Here is a 21,094-nt window from a genome sequence, read left to right as displayed (position 1 = left end):
ATGGTGGCATGCCGCACCGACACACAGGGGCATCAGGGTGCAAACGCGGGGGCGGACAGTCTGCCCGAAGCACCGCCCGGGGGCGAGGCTCACGCACCGTCGCGGACCCGTCGCATTGTCGGTGGGGTGGGGCAGGATGGGGCGGATGAGCGAGCAGAGCCTTCCGGACGGCGCCCGCCCGGACCACGCCGTCGGGCCGCCGGAGGACGCGGGGACGCGGCGCGGGCACGCGGAGACAGCGCGCGAGTACGCGGACGCGCCGCCCGAGTACGCGGACGCGCTCCCGGAGTACGCCGAGCGGGTCCTCGACGTCGTCGAGCTGATCCCGCCCGGGCGGGTCATGACGTATGGCGACGTCGCCGAGTGGCTCGCGGAGGGCGGCCCCCGGCAGGTCGGCCGGGTGATGGCTCTCTACGGGGGAGCCGTCCCCTGGTGGCGCGTGGTCCGCGCCGACGGGGTGCTGCTGCCGGGCCACGAACTGCGGGCCCTCGACCACTACCGCACCGAGGGCACGCCTCTCAAAGAGGCGAGCGGAGCCACCGAGGGCCATCTGCCGCGCCTGGACATGAGACGCGCGCGATGGGACGGCGGTGAACGAGCGGAGGGTCACACCTGACAGCTTCCGCCATCGGACCCGCCCAGTGGGACCCTGTTGCCCGTACGGGGGAAACAGGGCACGTCCGTGACATGGCGTACGTTCGAAGGGCGAGGGATTCGCGGGGCCCATGTGCCCCACGTGCCTCGCGGGTCGTGAGGGAAGAAGCGGAAGCAGCCCTTCCGGGCAGCCCGTCGGCGTAGCGTCGCCGTCACGCCTCCCCCTCACCTCTCGGCCACCGCTCTGCCCGAGCGGCCGTCTGTCAGCCAGCACACCCACCAGGACCGGCGAACCACGTGAGCTCCTCTTCCTCCACCAGGCGCCTGTCGCCCCCGCGCGGGCGACAGGGGAGCCGTGGCGCTTACCGGCTGGTTCGGACCCCGCCGCAGCGGGTGGATCCCCCTCGTCTGGACGCGGCGCAGCGCTCCGTGGTTGACCACGCCGCCGGGCCGCTGCTCGTCCTCGCGGGTCCGGGCACCGGGAAGACCACCACCCTCGTCGAGTCGGTGGCCGCCCGCGTCGCCCGCGGCGGAGACCCCGCGCGCATCCTGGTGCTGACCTTCAGCCGCAAGGCCGCCGTCGAACTGCGCGACCGGATGGCGCTGCGCATGGGCGCCGCCCGCGCGCCCCGGGCGACCACCTTCCACTCGTACTGCTACGCCCTGGTGCGCGCCCAGCAGGACAGCGACCTGTTCATCGAACCGCTGCGGCTGCTCTCCGGTCCCGAGCAGGACGTGGCCGTCCGCGAGCTGCTCGCCGGCCAGCTCGACCTGCAACGCCTCGGCCTCGCGCACGTGCGCTGGCCGGACGACCTGCGCGCCTGCCTCACCACGCGCGGCTTCGCCGACGAGGTCCGCGCGGTGCTCGCCCGCAGCCGCGAACTCGGCCTCGACCCGGACGCCCTGGACGCCTTCGCCCGCCGCATCGGCCGGCCCGACTGGCGTGCCGCGGCCTCCTTCCTCGCCGAGTACCTCGACGTCCTCGACCTGCACGGCGTGATCGACTACGCGGAACTCGTCCACCGCGCGGTCCTCCTCGCCCGCCGCCCCGAGACCGCCGAGCGGCTCGCCGCGCAGTACGACGCCGTCTACGTCGACGAGTACCAGGACACCGACCCGGCCCAGGTACGGCTGCTGCACGCGCTCGCCGGCGGCGGCCGCACCCTGGTCGCCTTCGGCGACCCCGACCAGTCCATCTACGCCTTCCGGGGCGCCGACGTGAACGGCATCCTGGAGTTCCCGCGCGCCTTCCCGCGCCCCGACGGCCGCCCCGCCCCCGTCGAGGTGCTGCGCACCTCCCGCCGCTCCGGCGCTGCCCTGCTGGCCGCCACCCGGCTGCTCACCCCGCGCATGCCGCTGACCCGCCTCCCCGCGGAGAAGGTCCGCGCCCACCGCGACCTCGCCCCGGCGCGTGACGGCGGACGCGTCGAGGTGTTCACCTACCCGACACCCGGCACCGAGCTGGACAACATCGCCGACGTCCTCCGCCGGGCACACCTGGAGGACGGTGTCCCCTGGCGCGAGATGGCCGTCCTGGTCCGCGCCGGCGCGCGCACCATCCCGGTGGTCCGCCGCGCCCTCACGGCCGCCGGCGTCCCCCTCGACATCGACGGCGACGACCTGCCCCTGCGCCACGAACCGGCGGTGGCGCCCCTGCTGACGGCGCTGCGGGCGGTGGCCACGGCGGAGGCGGTGGTCACGGCGGAGGCTGCCGCGGTGGGGGCGGAGGCGGTGGTCACGGCGGAGGCCGCCGCGGAGGCTGTGGCCGCAGAGGAGACAGAAGGGGTGGTTGCGGCGAAAGACACAGAAGCCGCGAACCCCTGCTGGCTCGACACCGAAACCGCTCTCACGCTCCTCGCCTCCCCGCTCGCCGGCATGGACGCCGCGGACCTGCGCCGCCTGGGGCGCGCCCTGCGCGAGGAGGAACGAGCCGCGGGCAACCCGCTCCCGCCCCCCTCCGACGAGCTGCTCACGCGGGCACTGGCCGAACCGGAGCGCCTGGTCACCCACGATCCCGCGTACGCGCGCGGTGCCCAGCGGCTCGGCGGGCTGCTGCGCAAGGCGCGTGAGCGCCTCGCGGGCGGCGGCACGGCCGAGGAGGCGCTGTGGGACCTCTGGGAGGGCACGCCCTGGCCCGGGCGCCTGGAGCGGGCCGCCCGGCGCGGCGGCGCCGCCGGCCGCAACGCCGACCGGGATCTCGACGCCGTGTGCGCCCTGTTCGCCACCGCCGCGCGCGCGGAGGAGCGCACCGGAGGCCGGGGGGCCCTGAACTTCCTGGCCGAGATCGAGGCGGAGGACATCGCCGCCGACACCCTCGCCCGGCGTGCCGTGCGCCCCGACGCCGTCCGCCTGATGACCGCGCACCGCGCCAAGGGCCTGGAGTGGAGCCTGGTCGTAGTGGCCGGCGTCCAGGAGGGGCTGTGGCCAGACCTGCGCCGCCGCGGCTCCCTGCTGGAGGCGGACCGCATCGGCCGCGACGGGCTCGCCGAGCCGCTCACACCGGGCGCCCTGCTCGCCGAGGAACGCCGCCTGTTCTACGTTGCCGCCACGCGCGCGCGTGACCGCCTCGTCGTGACGGCGGTGAAGGCGCCCGCCGAGGACGGCGACCAGCCCTCCCGGTTCCTCACCGAACTCGGCGTCGAACCCAGGGACGTCACGGGCCGCCCGCGCCGCCCCCTGTCGGTCGCGGCACTCGTCGCCGAACTGCGCGCCACGACCGTCGACCCGGCGGCGTCCGCGCCCCTCAGGGAGGCCGCCGCACGCCGTCTCGCCCGCCTGGCCGCCCTCACCGACGAGGACGGCCGGCCACTGGTGCCGTCGGCGCATCCGTACCGCTGGTGGGGCATGTTCGAGCCGACCGAGAGCAAGGTGCCGCTGCGCCACCGCGACCAGCCCGTCGTGCTCTCCGGCAGCGCCCTCGACCAGCTCGCCAACACCTGCGCCCTGCAGTGGTTCCTGGGCCGCGAGGTGAAGGCCGACGCGCCCGCCACCGCCGCCCAGGGATTCGGCAACGTCGTGCACGTCCTCGCCGACGAGGTCGCCTCCGGGCACACCCCCGCCGATCTCGACGTCCTCATGGAGCGGCTGGACTCCGTGTGGAACGCGCTCGCCTTCGACGCGCCCTGGAAGTCGGCGCAGGAGAAGGACAACGCGCGCGTGGCCCTCGAACGCTTCCTGAAGTGGCACGTCATGGACCGCACGGGCCGCACACCGGTGGCGAGCGAGCACGACTTCGACGTCACCCTCGAAGCGGGCGACTACGAGGTGCGCATCCGCGGCCAGATGGACCGGGTCGAGGCGGACGCCGACGGCCGCGCCTACGTCGTGGACTTCAAGACCGGCAAACAGGCGCCCACCGCGCGCGAGGTGGAGCGCCACCCCCAGCTCGCCGTCTACCAGCTCGCGGTCCGCCAGGGCGCCGTCGACGAGGCCTTCGACGGCGTCCGCCCGGAGCCCGGCGGTGCCGAACTCGTCCAGCTGCGCCAGGGCGCCGCCAAGCGGGACGGCGGCGAGAGCCTGCCCAAGGTGCAGGCCCAGGAAGCCCTGGAGGGGGCGTCGGGGGAGTGGATCGGCGACCTGCTCGCCACGGCGGCCGGCAAGGTCCTCGACGAGCAGTTCACCCCGACCGCCGGTCAGCACTGCACGCACTGCGCCTTCCGCGCCTCGTGCAGCGCCCGGCCCGAGGGGCGGCACGTGGTCGAGTGACCTGGCGGACGCGGTACGCGGACCCGCGGCACCTACGGTGTGACGGACCGCACCCCACGCGCTGACCTGCGCATCCTCCACCCCGCCGGGGTGATTTGTCACCGACTGTCAGTGCCCGCCGCTAGCCTCTCCGTCATGCCCGCCCGTATCACCGATCCCGAGCAGCTCAAGGAGCTCCTCGGGATCCCCTTCACCCCGGAGCAGACGGCCTGCATCGTCGCGCCGCCCGCCCCGCAGGTGATCGTGGCCGGAGCGGGGTCGGGCAAGACGACCGTGATGGCCGCGCGCGTGGTGTGGCTGGTCGGCACCGGCCAGGTCGCGCCCGAGCAGGTCCTCGGCCTGACCTTCACCAACAAGGCCGCCGGCGAGCTCGCCGAGCGCGTCCGCAAGGCCCTGGTCAGGGCGGGCGTCACCGACCCCGACGCCATCGACCCGGACAACCCGCCCGGTGAGCCGGTGATCTCCACCTACCACGCCTTCGCGGGCCGTCTGCTGACCGACCACGGCCTGCGCATCGGCCTGGAACCGACGTCCCGTCTGCTCGCCGACGCCACCCGCTACCAGCTCGCCGCGCGCGTGCTGCGCGAGGCGCCCGGCCCCTACCCGGCGCTCACCCGGTCCTTCGCGGACCTCGTCAGCGACCTCCTCGCCCTCGACTCCGAACTCGCCGAGCACCTCGTCGACCCCGACGACCTGCGCGCCTGGGACGCCGCACTGCTGCGCACCCTGGAAGGCGCCAAGCTCACCAACGCCGACCTGCGCAAGGTGCCCGAGGCGGCCGCCGCCCGGCGGGAACTCGTCGACCTGGTGCTGCGCTACCGGGCCGCCAAGCGCGCCCGCGACCTGCTCGACTTCGGCGACCAGATCGCCCTCTCGGCGCGCCTCGCACGGATCACCGAGGTCGGCCGCGTCCTGCGCGACGAGTTCCGCGTGGTCCTGCTGGACGAGTACCAGGACACCTCCGTGGCCCAGCGCGTCCTGCTCGCCGGTCTCTTCGGCGACGGCACCGGCCACCCGGTGACGGCCGTCGGCGACCCCTGCCAGGCGATCTACGGCTGGCGGGGCGCCTCCGTCGCCAACCTCGACGACTTCCCCGAACACTTCGCCCACGCCGACGGCCGCCCCGCCACCCGACAGGCGCTCAGCGAGAACCGCCGCAGCGGAGGCCGCCTCCTCGACCTCGCCAACGGTCTGGCCGAGCCGCTGCGCGCCATGCACGCGGGCGTGGAGGCCCTCCGGCCCGCCCCCGGCGCCGAACGCGACGGCGTGGTCCGCTGCGCCCTGCTGGCCACCCACGCCGAGGAGATCGACTGGATCGCCGACTCCATCGCCCACCTGGTGGACACCGGCAAGGCGCCCGGCGAGATCGCCGTCCTGTGCCGTACGGCCGGCGACTTCGCACAGATCCAGGGCGCGCTGGTGGCCCGGGACGTCCCCGTCGAGGTGGTCGGCCTCTCCGGGCTGCTGCACCTGCCCGAGGTCGCCGACCTCGTCGCCGTCTGCGAAGTGCTCCAGGATCCCGGCGCCAACGCCTCCCTGGTCCGCCTGCTCACCGGCCCGCGCTGGCGCATCGGGCCACGCGACCTCGCCCTCCTGGGACGGCGGGCGCGGCTGCTGGTGTCCCACGCGCGCGGGGACGCCGCCGACGACCCGGACCGGCGGCTCGCCGAGGCCGTCGAGGGGACCGACCCGTCCGAGGTGATATCGCTCGCGGACGCCCTGGACACCTTCCTCGAGTCCCCCCTGTACGGCGACGACGGCACCGGTGACGACGACGGGCTGCCCTTCTCCCCGGACGCCCGCGTGCGCTTCGCCCGGCTCGCCGCCGAACTGCGCGACCTGCGTCGCTCCCTCGCCGACCCGCTGATGGACGTCCTGCACCGCGTGCTGGCCGTCACCGGCCTCGAGGTGGAGCTGTCGGCGTCCCCGCACGCCTTGGCCGCCCGCCGCCGCGAGACCCTGTCGAACTTCCTCGACGTCGCCGCCTCCTTCGCCGCCGGCGAGAGCGAGGCGAGCCTGCTGGCCTTCCTCGGCTTCCTGCGCACCGCCGCCCAGTACGAGAAGGGCCTCGACAACGCCCTGCCCGGCGGTGAGAACACCGTCAAGGTGCTCACCGCGCACAAGTCCAAGGGCCTGGAGTGGGACGTCGTCGCCGTACCGGGCCTGGTCACCGGTACCTTCCCCAGCGCCCAGGGCCGCGAGAAGTGGACCGCCCAGGCCCGGGTGCTGCCGCACGGGCTGCGCGGCGACGCCGACACGCTCCCCGAGATCGAGACCTGGGACTCGCGGGGCATGAAGGCCTTCCACGAGTCCATGAAGGACCACCAGCACACCGAGGAGCTCCGCCTCGGCTACGTCACCTTCACCCGCCCCCGCTCCCTGCTCCTCGGCTCCGGCCACTGGTGGGGCCCCTCCCAGAAGAAGCCCCGCGGCCCCTCCGCCTTCCTCCAGGCCCTCCACGAGCACTGCGCGGCCGGCCACGGCGAGATCGAGGTCTGGGCGGACGAACCGGAGGAGGGCGCGGAGAACCCGGCCCTGCACCGGGCCACCGCCGACCAGGTCTGGCCGCTGCCCCTGGACGACGCGGCCCTGGCCCGCCGCCGCGCCGCCGCCGAGACCGTCCTCGCCCACCTGGACGCCCTCGCCGCCGCCGAGGACGGCCACCCCGCCGCCGCCCACGGCCCCGGAACCCTCGACGACCCGGACTGGCCCACACTCGCCGACGAGGACGAGCCCGCCCACGACGGTCCGCCACCCCTGGAATCCCCGTACGACGAGCCGTTCCCGCACGCGCCGTTCATGGACGAGCCGTTCCCCGAGGACCCGGCCTCCGACGAACCGCCGTACGACGACGACCTCTACGAGCCGCCCCACGACCCCTACGAGCCGCCCCACGACCCGCTCGACGACGGACCGTCGAACAGGCCGCCCCACGAGAGGCCGCCGTACGGCGAGCCGCCCCACGACGAGCCCGACCCCTTCGACGACGACCGGTCCACCGGCGCCGCCTCCCCGGAGGAGCCGCCCGCCGGCCGGGGGCACGCGTGGACCCCCGCCCGCCCGACCGTCCCGCACCAGGCCACGGCACCGGAGCCGCCCCTCGGGCGCCCCCACCCGCCCGAGCCCCGGCACACCCCCGGCACCTCCCTCACCCCCGAGGAGGCACGCGCCGTCGCCTCCTGGGACCGGGACCTCGACGCGCTCACCGGGGAACTCCTGCGCACCCGGCAGAGCGTCACCGACGTACCCCTGCCCACGACGCTGACCGCGTCGCAGCTGCTGCGTCTCGCCGCCGACCCCGACAGGTTCGCTCAGGAGCTCGCGCGGCCCATGCCGCGCCCCCCGCAACCCGCCGCCCGCCGGGGCACACGCTTCCACGCGTGGGTGGAGGCCCGCTTCGAGGAGCTGACGCTCCCCCTGCTGGAGCCGGAGGAACTGCCCGGCCAGGACGCGGAGATCGCCGACGAACGCGATCTGGAGGCACTCAAGGAGGCCTTCGAACGCACCGAGTACGCCCGCCGCACCCCCCACCGCGTCGAGGCGCCCTTCCAGCTCGTCCTCGCCGGACGTGTCGTACGCGGACGCATCGACGCCGTCTACAAGGAGGGCGACGGCGCGACGGCGACGTACGAGATCGTCGACTGGAAGACCGGCCGGAGCCGCACCGCCGACCCCCTCCAGCTCGCTCTGTACCGTCTCGCGTGGGCCGAGCAGGAGGGCGTGCCCGTGGAATCCGTCACAGCGGTGTTCCTCCACGTGCGCACCGGCGAGACCGAACAGCCCGAGCACCTGCCCGATCGGGCCGCGCTGGAGCGCCTGTTGACGGGGGAGGAGGCCTCCGCGGACGCCCGCGGGGCGCCCGGCGTGCAACAAAACCGTGCGGAAGGGCCCGGCGAGGATGCCGGCCCGGGCCGATAGGCTCGTGACCATGAGCCATCCCGTTGACAGTGAGGTCAGCGCCGTCCGCACGTACATCGAGCGCAACCGGGCCGCCTTCCTCGACGACCTCACCGAGTGGCTGCGCATCCCGTCGGTGTCGGCCCAGCCCGACCACGCGCCCGACGTACGCCGCAGTGCCGACTGGCTCGCCGGCAAGCTCAAGGAGACCGGCTTCCCGACCGCCGAGGTCTGGCAGACCCCCGGCGCGCCCGCCGTCTACGCCGAATGGCCGTCCGAGGACCCCGGGGCGCCCACCGTCCTGGTCTACGGCCACCACGACGTGCAGCCCGCCGCCCGCGAGGACGGCTGGGACGGCGACCCCTTCGAGCCCGTCGTCCGTGACAACCGCCTCCACGCGCGCGGGGCGGCCGACGACAAGGGCCAGGTGTTCTTCCACACCCTCGGCGTCCGCGCCCACCTCGCCGCCACCGGCCGCACCACCCCCGCCGTCACCCTCAAGGTGCTGATCGAGGGCGAGGAGGAGTCCGGCTCCCCGCACTTCCCCGCCCTCGTCGAGGAGCACGCCGAGCGGCTGGCCGCCGACGCCGTGATCGTCTCCGACACCGGCATGTGGTCCGAGGACACCCCCACGGTGTGCACCGGCATGCGCGGCCTCGCCGAGTGCGAGATCCGGCTGTCGGGCCCCGACCAGGACATCCACTCCGGCTCCTTCGGCGGCGCCGTGCCCAACCCGGCCACCGCGGCCGCCCGCCTCGTCGCCGCCCTCCACGACGAGCACGCGCGCGTGGCCGTCCCCGGCTTCTACGACGGCGTCGTCGACCTCACCGACCGTGAGCGCGAGCTCTTCGCCGAGCTGCCCTTCGACGAGCGGCAGTGGCTGCGCACCGCCAGGTCGCACGCCGTCCACGGCGAGGCCGGGTACACCACCCTGGAACGCATCTGGGCCCGCCCCACCGCAGAGGTCAACGGCATCGGCGGCGGCTACCAGGGCCCCGGCAGCAAGACGATCATCCCGTCGTCGGCTTTCGTGAAACTGTCCTTCCGGCTGGTCGCCGGGCAGGACCCCGACCGCATCGAGAAGGCCGTCCGCGCCTGGGCCGACGAGCAGGTGCCCGCCGGGATCCGGCACGAGATCACCTTCCGCCCGGCCACCCGCCCCTGCCTGACACCGCTGGACCACCCGGCCCTGCGGTCCGTGGCCCGCGCCATGGGCCAGGCCTTCGAACGGCCCGTCCGCTTCACCCGCGAGGGCGGCTCGGGCCCGGCCGCCGACCTCCAGGAGGTGCTCGGCGTCCCCGTGCTCTTCCTGGGCATCTCCGTCCCCTCGGACGGCTGGCACGCCCCGAACGAAAAGGTCGAGCTGGACCTCCTCCTCAAAGGCGCCGAGACCGCCGCCCACCTCTGGGGCGACCTCGCGGAGACCTGGCGCCATGCGCCCTGACGTCCCCGCTCACCGCGGAGCGACCCACCGCGCGGGGCACACTGGAGAGACCGCCCCGCTCCACGACACCGCACCCGACCCGGTCGCCCTCCGCCGCCCGTCCCGCTGAACCGCCCGCCGAAAACAACCGTTCCACCGGGGGAGTTGGAAGCACCCGTGACCACCTGGACCGACCAGAACGCCGACCGACCCATCTCGCTCACCGCCCCGAGCGGCATCGACCGGGCCGCCCACCACCGGCTCGACGAGGCCTGGCTCGCCGCGGCGTGGAGCCACCCCACGACCCGCTGCTTCGTGGTCTCCGGCGGCCAGGTCCTCATCGACGAGACGGCGGACGGCCGCACCGAACTCGTCATGACGCCCTCCTTCGAGGCCCCCCTGACCGAGGCGCACCGCTACTTCCTCGGCATCGACGAGGACGGCGTCAGCTACTTCGCCCTCCAGAAGGACGCCCTGCCCGGCCGCATCGACCAGTCCGCCCGCCCGGCGGGCCTGCGCGAGGCGGGCCTGCTGCTGTCGCCGCGCGACGCCGGACTGATGGCGCACGCCGTCGGACTGGAGAACTGGCAGCGCACCCACCGCTTCTGCTCCCGCTGCGGAGAGCGCACCGTCATCGCGGCGGCCGGCCACATCCGCCGCTGCCCCGCCTGCGGCGCCGAACACTACCCGCGCACCGACCCGGCCGTGATCATGGCTGTCACCGACGAGGACGACCGGATCCTGCTGGGCCGCCAGGTCCACTGGCCGGAAGGCCGCTTCTCGACGCTCGCCGGCTTCGTCGAGCCCGGTGAGTCCATCGAGCAGTCGGTGCGCCGCGAGGTCTTCGAGGAGGCCGGCATCACCATCGGCCAGGTCGAGTACGTCGCCAGCCAGCCCTGGCCCTTCCCGTCCAGTCTGATGCTGGGCTTCATGGCCCGCGCCACCTCCACCGACATCGACGTCGACGGCGACGAGATCCACGAGGCCCGCTGGTTCTCCCGGGACGAACTGAGCGCCGCCTTCGAGTCCGGCGAGGTCCTGCCGCCCTACGGCATCTCGATCGCGGCCCGCCTGATCGAGCTGTGGTACGGCAAGCCCCTGCCGACCCGCAGCTTCGTCTGACCACGACGAAGGGGGGCCGCCCCACCGGGACGGCCCCCCTTCACGGCTGTGTCGCCGACGGCCTACCGGTCGCCGCTCACACGCCGACCTTCTGCTTCACCTGCGCCAGCGACGGGTTCGTCAGCGTCGAGCCGTCGGCGAAGAGCACCGTCGGGACCGTCTGGTTTCCGCCGTTCGCCTTCTCGACGAACGCGGCCGACTCGGGGTCCTGCTCGATGTTGATCTCGGTGTACGCGATGCCCTCACGGTCCAGCTGGCTCTTCAGCCGGCGGCAGTAGCCGCACCACGTGGTGCTGTACATCGTCACAGTGCCCTGCATCTCGCTCGCGCTCCTCTGGCAGCTCGGGAAGGTCGTCCGAGAAAGGAACGCACGCGGCCGGGCCGCCATTCCCGCCCGGGGCACACGCCTGACGTGACGCTCGCCGCACCGGCCCGCGTGACACCTGCCGCATGTGCCCGCGTGACACCCGCCGCATTAGTACGACGAAAGGTGCCCGCCTGTGGACAACCGGCTCGTCCGTCTCGGGCGACCTGGCAGCATGGCTGTGTGACAGCAGCAACGCACTCCACCCTCTTCCCGCAGGTACCGGACTCGGCCGACGCGGTGCTCGAAGGGCTCGACCCCGAGCAGCGCGAGGTGGCCACCGCCCTGCACGGCCCGGTGTGCGTGCTGGCCGGAGCCGGTACCGGCAAGACCCGGGCGATCACCCACCGCATCGCCTACGGCGTGCGCGCGGGCATCCTGCAACCCTCCAGCGTGCTCGCGGTCACCTTCACCAACCGCGCCGCCGGCGAGATGCGCGGCCGACTGCGCCAGCTCGGCGCCCAGGGCGTCCAGGCCCGCACGTTCCACTCGGCGGCACTGCGGCAGCTGCAGTACTTCTGGCCGAAAGCGATCGGTGGCTCCCTGCCCCGGCTCGTGGACCGCAAGATCCAGCTCGTCGCCGACGCGGCGGCCGTCTGCCGCCTGCGGCTCGACCGCGGCGAGCTGAGGGACGCCGCCGCGGAGATCGAGTGGGCCAAGGTCACCCAGACCGTCCCCGCGGACTACCCCTCGGCCGCGGCCGAGGCGGGCCGCGAGGCCCCCCGCGACCCCGCCGAGATCACCCAGCTCTACGCCGCCTACGAGGACCTCAAGCGCGAGCGCGCCGTCATCGACTTCGAGGACGTCCTGCTGCTGACCGTCGCCGTCCTCCAGGACCGCCGCGACATCGCCGAGCAGGTCCGCGCCCAGTACCAGCACTTCGTCGTCGACGAGTACCAGGACGTCAGCCCCCTCCAGCAGCGGCTGCTGGAGCTGTGGCTCGGTGAGCGGGACAGTCTGTGCGTGGTCGGCGACGCGAGCCAGACGATCTACTCGTTCACCGGAGCCACCCCCGACCACCTCCTCGACTTCCGCACCCGCCACCCCGGCGCCACCGTCGTCAAGCTGGTCCGCGACTACCGCTCCACGCCGCAGGTCGTCCACCTCGCCAACGGCCTGCTCGCCCAGGCCCGCGGCCGCGCCGCCGACCACCGCCTGGAACTCGTCTCCCAGCGCGCCCCCGGTCCCGAGCCGGTCTACGCCGAGTACGCCGACGAACCCGCCGAGGCCGAGGGCGCCGCCCGCCGCATCCGGGAGCTGCTCGACGCCGGCGTCCCGGCCGCCGAGATCGCCGTCCTGTTCCGCACCAACGCCCAGTCCGAGACCTACGAGCAGGCCCTGGCCGACGCCGGCATCCCCTACCAGCTGCGGGGGGCCGAGCGCTTCTTCGACCGGCCCGAGGTACGCAAGGCGATCACCGCGCTGCGCGCATCCGCCCGCTTCGGCCGCAACGACACCCTCCTGGAGGACACCGTCGACCTGCCCTCCCAGGTCCGCGCCGTCCTCTCCGGCGAGGGCTGGACCTCGCAGCCGCCGGCCGGCTCCGGCGCCGTCCGGGAGCGCTGGGAGTCGCTGGCGGCCCTCGCCGACCTCGCCCAGGACTTCGCCGCCGCCCGCCCCGGCGTCACCCTCGCCGACCTGGTCACCGAGCTCGACGAGCGGGCGAACGCCCAGCACGCGCCGACCGTCCAGGGCGTCACCCTCGCCTCGCTGCACTCGGCCAAGGGCCTGGAGTGGGACGTCGTGTTCCTGGTCGGCGTCGCCGAGGGCATGATGCCGATCACCTACGCCAGGACCGACGAGCAGATCGAGGAAGAGCGCCGCCTCCTCTACGTCGGGGTCACCCGGGCCCGCGAGCGCCTCCACATCTCCTGGGCCCTCTCCCGTGCGCCCGGCGGCCGTGCCAGCCGCCGTCCCAGCCGCTTCCTCGACGGGCTGCGCCCCGGCTCCGGCCCCGCCGCGGGCCGGACCGGGACCGCCGTCGGCGGGGGCGTCGAGCGCGGTCACCGCAGCGCCAGGACGAGCGCCCCCGCCGTACCGCGCCGGACCCACCGGGTGCCGGCCCGCTGCCGGGTCTGCGGACGCACCCTGACCGACGCCGGCGAGCTGAAACTGATGCGCTGCGAGGACTGCCCGTCCGACATGGACGAGGGACTGTACGAACGGCTGCGGTCCTGGCGCGCCCTCCAGGCGCGACGCAACGGCCAGCCGGCCTTCTGCGTCTTCACCGACAAGACACTCATGGCGATCGCGGAGGCGGTTCCCGAGGAGGTGGGCGAACTCGCGCGGATCCCGGGCGTCGGCATGCGCAAGTTCCACCGCTACGGAGCCGATGTCCTGGCCATCTGCGCAGGCCAGGACCTGGGAGCGGAGGCCGTGGGCGACTGATCCGAACTCGTCGAAAAAATAGTTTGCGCATGCCCCGGCAATCCCCATAGGTTCTTAGGCACGAGAACAGAGGCCTTCTCGAAGGCCCTGATCCCGTGCTGTACTTACATATCCGTCGGACTGGACTCATCCCCGGTCCCCCGAGACGCCGAGAGGAGGCGATTCCAGTGATCATCATCAACGCCGGTTCCATCAGCACCGCCAAACTGACCGATCCCTCGATCGTCTCCCTGTGCATGCTCGGCGGCTCCAACCTGGGCACCGGTCTGTCCGGCATTCGTGCCGACCGGCCGGCGTCCTCCTCCGTTGCCCCCGCGGGCCTTCTTGTCCGCGAGCGCAGCGAGCGACCGACCAAGGCACTGGAAGCGGCAGTAGCGGCACAGGCGAAGGCCTATGCCTTTACGGCAACCGGTGCCGGATACCGGAAGCAGACGACGCAGCACCACCTGATGTGGGCCTTCCGTGGGCCACAACCCTGGAGTGATCCAGCCTGATCTTCGATCAGGCCGGCGCCTTCAGGGCCGCGGAACCCCATCCGGGATCCGCGGCCCTTCTGTTTGTCCTCCAACGGGGACGACGGAGCGAGGGGGCCTCGGGACAAGAAAAGAACCCGGTACCCAGCCGCCACCCGGCCCAACAGGGCCGGAACGACCAGACGAGGAAGACGAACCGTGCAACTCGAAGCGCACGCCCCGTCCGTACCGCCTTCCGAGACGATCCCCCCGCCCGGCCCCACGGAGGACTCCGCCTTGACCCCGCTCACCGCGCTCACCGCGCTCGACGACGCCATCGAAAACCTCGGCGTACCCGTCCCCTGCCGCTCCTACGACCCGGAGGTCTTCTTCGCCGAGTCCCCGGCCGACGTCGAGTACGCCAAGTCCCTGTGCCGCACCTGCCCGCTGATCGAGGCCTGCCTCGCCGGCGCCAAGGAGCGCCGCGAGCCCTGGGGCGTCTGGGGCGGCGAGCTGTTCGTCCAGGGCGTCGTCGTCGCCCGGAAGCGGCCGCGTGGCCGCCCGCGCAAGAACCCGGTCACGGCATGAACACCGCAGGAACGATCGACCGCCCCCTCACGCACGACCCCAAGAAGCAGGCCCCGATGAAGCCGTCCACCAACGAGCCCGCAGGCTCCGCGACCGAAGACGTCACCACCACCGGCGCGATCGACTCGCGTCAGAACAGGACCCGAGAGATGCAACTCATCCCAGAAGCCCTGGCACGTGCGCATATGCACGAGCGACTGCGTGAGGCCGAGCGGGAACGCCGGGCCCTGCGCCTGGCGACCGCCCGCCGGATGCAGCGCCGAGCCGAGCGCGCCTCGCTGCGTGCCCGCCGGGCGCTCGCCATGGCCGTGATGCAGTAACCCCTCCCACCTGAAGCGGTGGCCTCCCGGCAGGGAGGCGAAGCTCTCCTCGCGGGGGCCGGTCCGTCCGAACGGACCGGCCCCCGCCGTGTGTTGCCCCCGGCGATCCACCGGCCGCGACTCGTCGTCCGACGGCGACGAGTCCTCCCGGAGGCAGCGACCGGCGTCTTCCCGGCGGAGCCCCGCCCCCTCGTTCCCGCGGGCGGTTCACGCCTCCGCCACGGACTCCTCCGCCACGGACTCCTCCGCCACGGACTCCTCCGCCACGGACTCCTCCGCCACCAAGTCCCCCTCGGGCACGAACCCCGGGAGCCACTCCTCCAACTCCTCGCGCAGCCGCACCGTCGCACCGAGCTGGCACAGCACACCGATGGTGCTCAGCGTCACCCGGTGAATCAGGAGGTACGCCGGGGGCAGGTTCAGCTGCTTGCCCAACTGGTGGGCGGGCGAGCGGGGATCGGCGATCCTGGCCGCCTGACTGCGCATCCAGTCACGGGTGAACGTGAACTCCTCGACCCGCGCCGGCTCGATGATCGGCAGCAGATAGTCGAGGACCGCGTCCGGGTCCAGCTCGATGGACTCCTTCACGAAGCCCTCCGCGCACAGAAGGGCGTAGACCGCGTCCGCCTCGCCGTCGAGCGTCATCCGCAGGGACTCGCCGATCGGCCGCGGCAGGCCGCCCGAGAGCCGGTCGACCGTACCGAAGTCGAGAACGCCCAGACGCCAGTCGTCCTCGCCCCCCGGGCCGCCGGGCAGCAGGCGGAAGTTGCCGGGGTGCGGATCGGCGTGCAGCAGACCGGTGCGCGCCGGACCGGAGAAGAGGAAACGCGACAGCAGCTGACCGGCCCGGTCCCGCTGCTCCCGCGTGCCGCCGGAGATCACCTCGGACAGCGGCACACCGTCGATCCACTCGGTGACCAGGATCTGGTCGCACTGGTGGACCACCGCGGGCACCACGACGTCGGGGTCGTCGGCGAACTCCTCCGCGTGCGCCTGCTGGGCCCGCGCCTCGAGGCCGTAGTCCAGTTCCTCGGAGACACGGTCCCTCAGCTCGGTGATCAGCGGCTTGACATCGATGCCGGGCACCAGCGGGCCCAACAGCCTGGCGAACCGGCTGAGTTGTGTGAGGTCGGAGAGGAGGGCCTCGCCCGCCCCGGGGTACTGGACCTTGACCGCGACCTCCCGCCCGTCGTGCCACACCCCCCGGTGCACCTGGCCGATCGAGGCCGCCGCGGCCGGTTTGTCGTCGAACTCGAGGAACATCTCGGGCCAGTCCTCGCCGAGGCGTTCGGCGAGCACCGAGCGCACCGTGCGGGTCGGCATCGGCGGGGCCGCTTCCTGGAGTTTGGTGAGGGCCGCCCGGTAGGGGCCGGCGATCTCCTCGGGCAGGGCGGACTCGAAGACGGACAGGGCCTGCCCGAACTTCATCGCACCCCCCTTCAGCTCGCCCAGCACCTTGAACAGCTGCTCGGCCGTGCGCTGTTGCAGCTCACGGCCGACGATCTCCGCGGACTCGCCCACGATCCGCTTGCCCAGCCCCCAGGTGGCCCGGCCTGCGAAGCCGAGCGGGAGCGCGGCGAGCTTGGCGGTCCGGGTGACCGCCTTCCGGGGAAGATCAGACATGCGCCCTCCAAGTCCCAGCCGGCCGCGCCGCGTCCGTCGTACGGCCCGAGTCCTTCGAATGCCGTTGCTCCGCCATTGTCTCGCGCGATCCCCCTTCCTCGGAGGGGTGTTCCACTCTGCCCTTCCCCCCGGCCCCGCAGGGGCACGTGGAGTGGCCGGGCACCGGTCGGGCGTGCCACTGGAGCGTGGGCGGCGAGACCTCCCAGCGTGCCCCGACGCTCGACGGGAGCCCGCCGTCGAGGAAGGTCAGCGCGTGGGCGGCCGCCAGTGCGGCGACCGTCGTGGCCAGCGTCAGGTCGCAGGCCGGGGCCGGGCGGCGCCTCCCGGAGTGCCACTGCGCGACCAGCCGCGGCCAGGTCGGGTCGCGGTCGGTGCGCGCCCGGTGCAGACAGCCGGCGCAGCCCGTCTCACCGGGCAGTACGAGCGGACCGACCACGCCGGTCGCCTCCACCACGCCTGCGTGGAGATGGGGTGTTCCCGAGGCGACCAGGGGTTCGGTGGCCGCCGGCGGGGGCGCGTGCACGGACACGTCGTCCCGGGGGGCGAGGATCACCAGGGAGAAGCCCGGGTCGTGCGTCCCGGCCGGTGACCGCGCGCCGGCGCGGGGCGGTCGGCCCGGAGCGGCCCGGTGCACCGCGCGGCGGGCCGCCTCACCCCGGCGCTCACCGACCGCCTCGGCGGGCAGGCCGCCCGGGGCGACGTCCCCCGGCTCCACCCGGCCCTCGTCACGTACGTCCACCTCACCGACACCGGCCCCCGACAGCAGGGAGGCCAGTACCGCGCCCACCCGGCCCGCGCCCCGGACCTGCACCCGCAGCCGGCGCCGGGTGGCGAGCCGCCCGAACGCCTCGCCCGGCTCCGACGTGGTCAGCGACAGCGAGGCGAGGTCGGGGCGGAGCCGGTCGAGGACGTCCCGGCTCTCCCGCAGCGCGTCGGCGTCCGGTCCGCCGCCGCGCGCGTCGTCCAGCAGACCCGCCTGCGCCAGCCGCTCCACCAGCCGGTCGACCCGGCCGTCGGGCAGATCCCTGTGACGCCCCTCCTCGCGCAGGAGCGCGAGCCCTCGGGTGCCGTCCAGCAGGTTCAGGAAACCGGCCGTCGCCGCGTCCAGCGGGCCGAGCGTCATCGCGTGCGCCGGTGCCATGCCGAACTGCACGGTGTTCAGGTCGCGCCAGCCGCGCCGCAGCGCGGGCTTCACCATCGGATGCATCGAAGACCCCCGTCCGCCTGGAACTTCCCCGTACGCCGGCGGAGCGGGGGCGTGGGGGCGACCTCGCTCCGCCGACGAGTGCCAGCATGCCGGGCCCCGCCTACGGGCGCCGAAAGTTGTCCACAGGCAGACGGATTCGTCGTACAAATCAGTCGTTTGTGGCGGACACCGGGCCGCGCGGACGCCAGGCAGGGATGGAGCATCGGAACCGACCGTCCCAGGGGCGGGACTTCCGCCGTGTGCAGCGGGTAACGTCTTGGCGTGCCCGCCGACCCACCGCACCGCGCCGGAACGCCACAGCGCAGCACGACGAGCCAGCCGCCGAGCGGCCATGGGGCGAGCGCGATCGAGGTGCGCAGGAGCGCCCGCCGACGCCGCACGGTCTCCGCGTACCGCGAGGGCGATCGCACCGTCGTGCTCATCCCTGCCCGGATGTCCGAGGCCGAGGAACAGCGCTGGGTGAGCGTCATGCTCGACAAACTCGCCGCCCAGGAGAGCCGGCGCGTACCCGGCGACGCGGAACTGGCCGAGCGCGCCGGTCGACTGTCGGCCCAGTACTTCGGCGGCCGGGCCCGCCCCGCGTCGGTCCGCTGGGTCACCAACCAGAACACGCGCTGGGGCTCGTGCACCCCCGCGGAGGGAAGCATCCGACTGTCGCACCGGCTGAAGGGCATGCCCGAGTACGTCATCGACTACGTACTCCTCCACGAACTCGCGCATCTGCTCGTGCCCGGCCACGGCCCCGATTTCTGGCGGCTGCTGGAGGCATACCCGCGCACCGAGCGGGCCCGCGGCTATCTCGAGGGCGTGGCCGCCGCCGCGCGTCTGCCGCATCCGCCCGGCGCCCGCGACGAGTGAGGGCGGCCACGCGGATCGTCCGGACCCTCTCGCGAGGGTTGTGTACCGGGTCTGTACCGGCATCGTCCGATGTCCGAGTTTGCCGTTAGCCTGGCGCGACGCACTCGCAATCGGGATGGGGGACGGTCGTTACGCATGCCCAGGGAATTCCAACGCGGCCACAAGGCCAGGATCAGTGACCTCACCGCGGGCACCGATCTGTACGTAGGCGTGCAGATCTCCGCCCCCGGCCTGACCTTCGACATCAGCTGCTTCGGCCTCGACGCCGACGAACGGCTCTCGGACGACCGGTACTTCGTCTTCTTCAACCAGCCGAAGTCCCCCGAGGAGTCCATCCAGCTCCTGGGCGCCCAGGCCGGTGACACGGAGTCCTTCCGCGTCACCCTGGACCGGATCCCGCCGCAGATCCAGAAGCTGTCGTTCACCGCGACCATCGACGGCGCCGGGCAGATGTCGCAGATCGACCCCGGATACATCCGGATCGTCGCGGGCGGCGAGGAGGTGGCCCGGTACGCGTTCGACGGCGCGGAGTTCTCCACCGAACGGGCCGTGATGCTGGGCGACTTCTACCTGAAGGACGTGTGGCGGTTCGCGGCCGTCGGACAGGGCTTCGACGGCGGTCTGGAGGCGCTGCTGGGGAACTTCGGCGGAGAGGTCCTGGAGGAGCAGGCGCCCGCCGTCCCGCAGCAGCCGCAGGCCGGTGCCGCCCCGGGCTTCGCCCCGCCGCCCCAGGCCGCCGCCCCGCCCGCCTTCGGCGCCCCCTCCGCCCCGACGCCCGCGCCCGCCCCCGCCCCGGCTCCCGCGCCGCAGCAGCCGCAGCCCGCGGCGCAGGGCTTCGCCCCGCCGGCCGCGACCCCGCAGCCGGCCCAGCCCGTGCACACCGCGCCGACCATCGTCGCGCCCGTGACCCCGCCCGGCGATGTCCAGGTCCCGCCGCCGGGCCCGGCCCCCGCGCCCTACGGCCAGCCCGGCCAGCAGCCGCCGTACGGCCAGCCGCCCCAGCAGCAGCCCTACGGCCAGGCCGCCGCGCCGACCGCCCCGCCACCGCCCGGCTACGCCCAGCCCCAGGCACCCCAGGCCCCGCCCGGCTACGGGCAGCAGGCCCCGCCGCCGGGCTACGGCCAGCAGCCCCCGTTCGGACAGCCGCCGGGCCAGCAGCCCTACGGTGTGCCGCCGCAGGGCGCGCCCCAGGGCGGCGCCGGGGTGACCGCCGCGCTCCAGCAGTTCAAGGAGACGCCCACCGGGCAGCGCTGGACGCAGCAGAACCGCAAGATGGTCCGCGTCGACCTCGGCATCGGCGGCCAGCCCGTGCTCGCCCGCCAGGGCAGCATGGTGCTCTACCAGGGCAAGGTCGACTTCAGCTACAAGGGCGCCGGGTTCGCCGGCCGGATCGTGGGCAACGCGACCGGCCAGGAGATGCAGCTGATGCGCTGTACCGGCCAGGGCCAGGTGTTCCTCGCCGAGGACTCCACCATGCTGCACCCCATCGAGCTCCAGGGCGACGGCATCTGCGTCTCCGCCGAGAACGTCCTCGCCTTCGACGAGAGCCTCCAGTACGAGGTCCGCCGCATCGAGGGGCACGGCATCCCCGGCGGAGCGCTCTTCACGATGCAGTTCACCGGCACCGGCACGATCGTCGTGAAGACGCACGGCGCGCCCGTCGTCCTGCCGGTCACCCCCACCACCTTCGCCGACTGCAACGCCGTCGTCGCCTGGTCGGCCGCCTCCCAGGTCGTCGTCTCCAGCCAGGTGCGGATGCGCCGCAACGCCTACCCGGGCGACACCGGCGAGAGCGTCAACCTCCAGTTCCGGGGCGCACCCGGCAACTTCATCGTCGTCCAGCCGTACGAGGTCTGAGGGAGCCCGTCATGAACCAGCCGCTCGCGGGCTACGCCCCGGCACCCGTCACCGCCCGGATGGAGAACCACGGCAACCACATGCTGAAGGTCGCCCTCCAGACCGGCAACGACCTCTTCGCGCGCGTGGGCTCGATGGTCGCCTACGAGGGCTTCATCCAGTACGAGCCCAACCCGCCGGCCGTGCGCCAGATCGCGCGCGACTGGATGACCGGCGAGGGCGCGCCGCTGATGAAGTGCTCCGGCGACGGACTGCTCTATCTCGCCGACTACGGCGCGAACGTCGTCGTGATCAACCTCAACGGCGACGGCATCTCCGTCAACGCCACCAACCTGCTCGCCTTCGACGCGCACCTCACCTGGGGTGTGGAGCGGGTCAAGGGACTGGCGAAGTTCGCCGGACAGGGCCTGTGGAACACCAAGATCTCCGGGCAGGGCTGGGTCGCGCTGACCTCCCGGGGCAAGCCGATCGTCGTCGACTGCGGCGGCGGTGAGAACGAGACGTACGTCGACCCCGACGCGCTCGTCGCCTGGTCCCCGAACCTCAAGGTGAAGGGCAAGCGCAGCTTCAAGGCGCAGTCGCTCCTCGGCCGGGGCAGCGGCGAGGCCTTTCAGATGGCCTTCTCCGGCGAGGGCATCGTCGTCGTCCAGCCCAGCGAGGACAGCACCGACCGCCTCCGAGTCCGGGGCTGAGGGG

15 protein-coding genes are annotated in these 21,094 nt (G+C 73.7%); 12 read left to right on the top strand and 3 right to left on the bottom strand.

Translation table 11 applies throughout. The annotated features are described in order from the left end of the window. The first annotated feature begins 145 nt into the window (after positions 1–145). The 5 genes from ACFV9M_RS27605 (at position 146) to nudC (ending at position 10,741) form a co-directional block, all read left to right on the top strand. Positions 146–616 carry an MGMT family protein gene (locus ACFV9M_RS27605; protein WP_385061907.1) on the top strand — a complete coding sequence of 157 codons (471 nt, stop codon included), beginning with the start codon at positions 146–148 and terminating at the stop codon, positions 614–616. A 275-nt stretch (positions 617–891) separates the two neighbouring features. Next, the gene (locus tag ACFV9M_RS27600) at positions 892–4,299 is read left to right on the top strand and encodes an ATP-dependent helicase (RefSeq protein ID WP_385061905.1); all 3,408 of its coding nucleotides are present in this window, start codon (positions 892–894) and stop codon (positions 4,297–4,299) included. A 135-nt stretch (positions 4,300–4,434) separates the two neighbouring features. Next, positions 4,435–8,217 carry a UvrD-helicase domain-containing protein gene (locus ACFV9M_RS27595; protein ID WP_385061903.1) on the top strand — a complete coding sequence of 1,261 codons (3,783 nt, stop codon included), beginning with the start codon at positions 4,435–4,437 and terminating at the stop codon, positions 8,215–8,217. Between the two features lie 10 nt (positions 8,218–8,227). Beyond that, positions 8,228–9,640, top strand: coding sequence for a dipeptidase (locus ACFV9M_RS27590; protein WP_385061901.1), 1,413 nt, complete (start codon positions 8,228–8,230; stop codon positions 9,638–9,640). Between the two features lie 156 nt (positions 9,641–9,796). Further along, positions 9,797–10,741: an NAD(+) diphosphatase gene (gene nudC / locus ACFV9M_RS27585; protein WP_385061900.1), complete on the top strand. Its 945-nt coding sequence runs from the start codon at positions 9,797–9,799 to the stop codon at positions 10,739–10,741. 76 nt (positions 10,742–10,817) lie between these two features. Here nudC and ACFV9M_RS27580 read toward each other — a convergent pair whose 3' ends face one another. Continuing rightward, positions 10,818–11,060: a mycoredoxin gene (locus tag ACFV9M_RS27580; RefSeq protein ID WP_037937849.1), complete on the bottom strand. Its 243-nt coding sequence runs from the start codon at positions 11,058–11,060 to the stop codon at positions 10,818–10,820. Between the two features lie 228 nt (positions 11,061–11,288). On the opposite strand from ACFV9M_RS27580, the gene ACFV9M_RS27575 reads away from it, so the two are divergent. From ACFV9M_RS27575 to ACFV9M_RS27560, 4 genes are all read left to right on the top strand, one after another. Next, the gene (locus ACFV9M_RS27575) at positions 11,289–13,493 is read left to right on the top strand and encodes an ATP-dependent DNA helicase UvrD2 (RefSeq protein ID WP_385061898.1); all 2,205 of its coding nucleotides are present in this window, start codon (positions 11,289–11,291) and stop codon (positions 13,491–13,493) included. Between the two features lie 167 nt (positions 13,494–13,660). Next, positions 13,661–13,987, top strand: coding sequence for a hypothetical protein (locus ACFV9M_RS27570; RefSeq protein WP_385061896.1), 327 nt, complete (start codon positions 13,661–13,663; stop codon positions 13,985–13,987). A gap of 177 nt (positions 13,988–14,164) precedes the next feature. Further along, on the top strand, positions 14,165–14,533 hold the full coding sequence (locus ACFV9M_RS27565; protein WP_385061894.1) for a WhiB family transcriptional regulator: 369 nt from the start codon (positions 14,165–14,167) through the stop codon (positions 14,531–14,533). Continuing rightward, entirely contained in the window at positions 14,530–14,853 is a 324-nt protein-coding gene (locus ACFV9M_RS27560; RefSeq protein ID WP_385061892.1) for a hypothetical protein, read from the top strand. Before ACFV9M_RS27565 ends, ACFV9M_RS27560 begins: the two co-directional genes overlap by 4 nt. 207 nt (positions 14,854–15,060) lie before the next feature. Here the strand turns inward: ACFV9M_RS27560 and ACFV9M_RS27555 are convergent, their stop codons facing one another. Then, positions 15,061–16,476 carry an ABC1 kinase family protein gene (locus ACFV9M_RS27555; RefSeq protein ID WP_385061890.1) on the bottom strand — a complete coding sequence of 472 codons (1,416 nt, stop codon included), beginning with the start codon at positions 16,474–16,476 and terminating at the stop codon, positions 15,061–15,063. Further along, positions 16,469–17,683: a TOMM precursor leader peptide-binding protein gene (locus ACFV9M_RS27550; RefSeq protein WP_385061888.1), complete on the bottom strand. Its 1,215-nt coding sequence runs from the start codon at positions 17,681–17,683 to the stop codon at positions 16,469–16,471. Before ACFV9M_RS27550 ends, ACFV9M_RS27555 begins: the two co-directional genes overlap by 8 nt. Before the next feature lie 261 nt (positions 17,684–17,944). Between ACFV9M_RS27550 and ACFV9M_RS27545 the strand changes: the two genes are divergently transcribed. The 3 genes from ACFV9M_RS27545 (at position 17,945) to ACFV9M_RS27535 (ending at position 21,090) form a co-directional block, all read left to right on the top strand. Then, on the top strand, positions 17,945–18,541 hold the full coding sequence (locus ACFV9M_RS27545) for a M48 family metallopeptidase (protein ID WP_385061886.1): 597 nt from the start codon (positions 17,945–17,947) through the stop codon (positions 18,539–18,541). A 135-nt stretch (positions 18,542–18,676) separates the two neighbouring features. Next, positions 18,677–20,398, top strand: coding sequence for a TerD family protein (locus tag ACFV9M_RS27540; protein ID WP_385061884.1), 1,722 nt, complete (start codon positions 18,677–18,679; stop codon positions 20,396–20,398). Positions 20,399–20,409: 11 nt separating this feature from the next. Then, entirely contained in the window at positions 20,410–21,090 is a 681-nt protein-coding gene (locus tag ACFV9M_RS27535; RefSeq protein WP_385061883.1) for an AIM24 family protein, read from the top strand. Positions 21,091–21,094 lie beyond the last annotated feature (4 nt).

The organism is Streptomyces sp. NPDC059895 (assembly GCF_042731035.1).
In the GTDB taxonomy this organism is placed as follows: domain Bacteria; phylum Actinomycetota; class Actinomycetes; order Streptomycetales; family Streptomycetaceae; genus Streptomyces.
The sequence above is the reverse complement of the archived record's forward strand: the minus strand, read 5'-3'. Positions and strand labels throughout refer to the sequence as shown.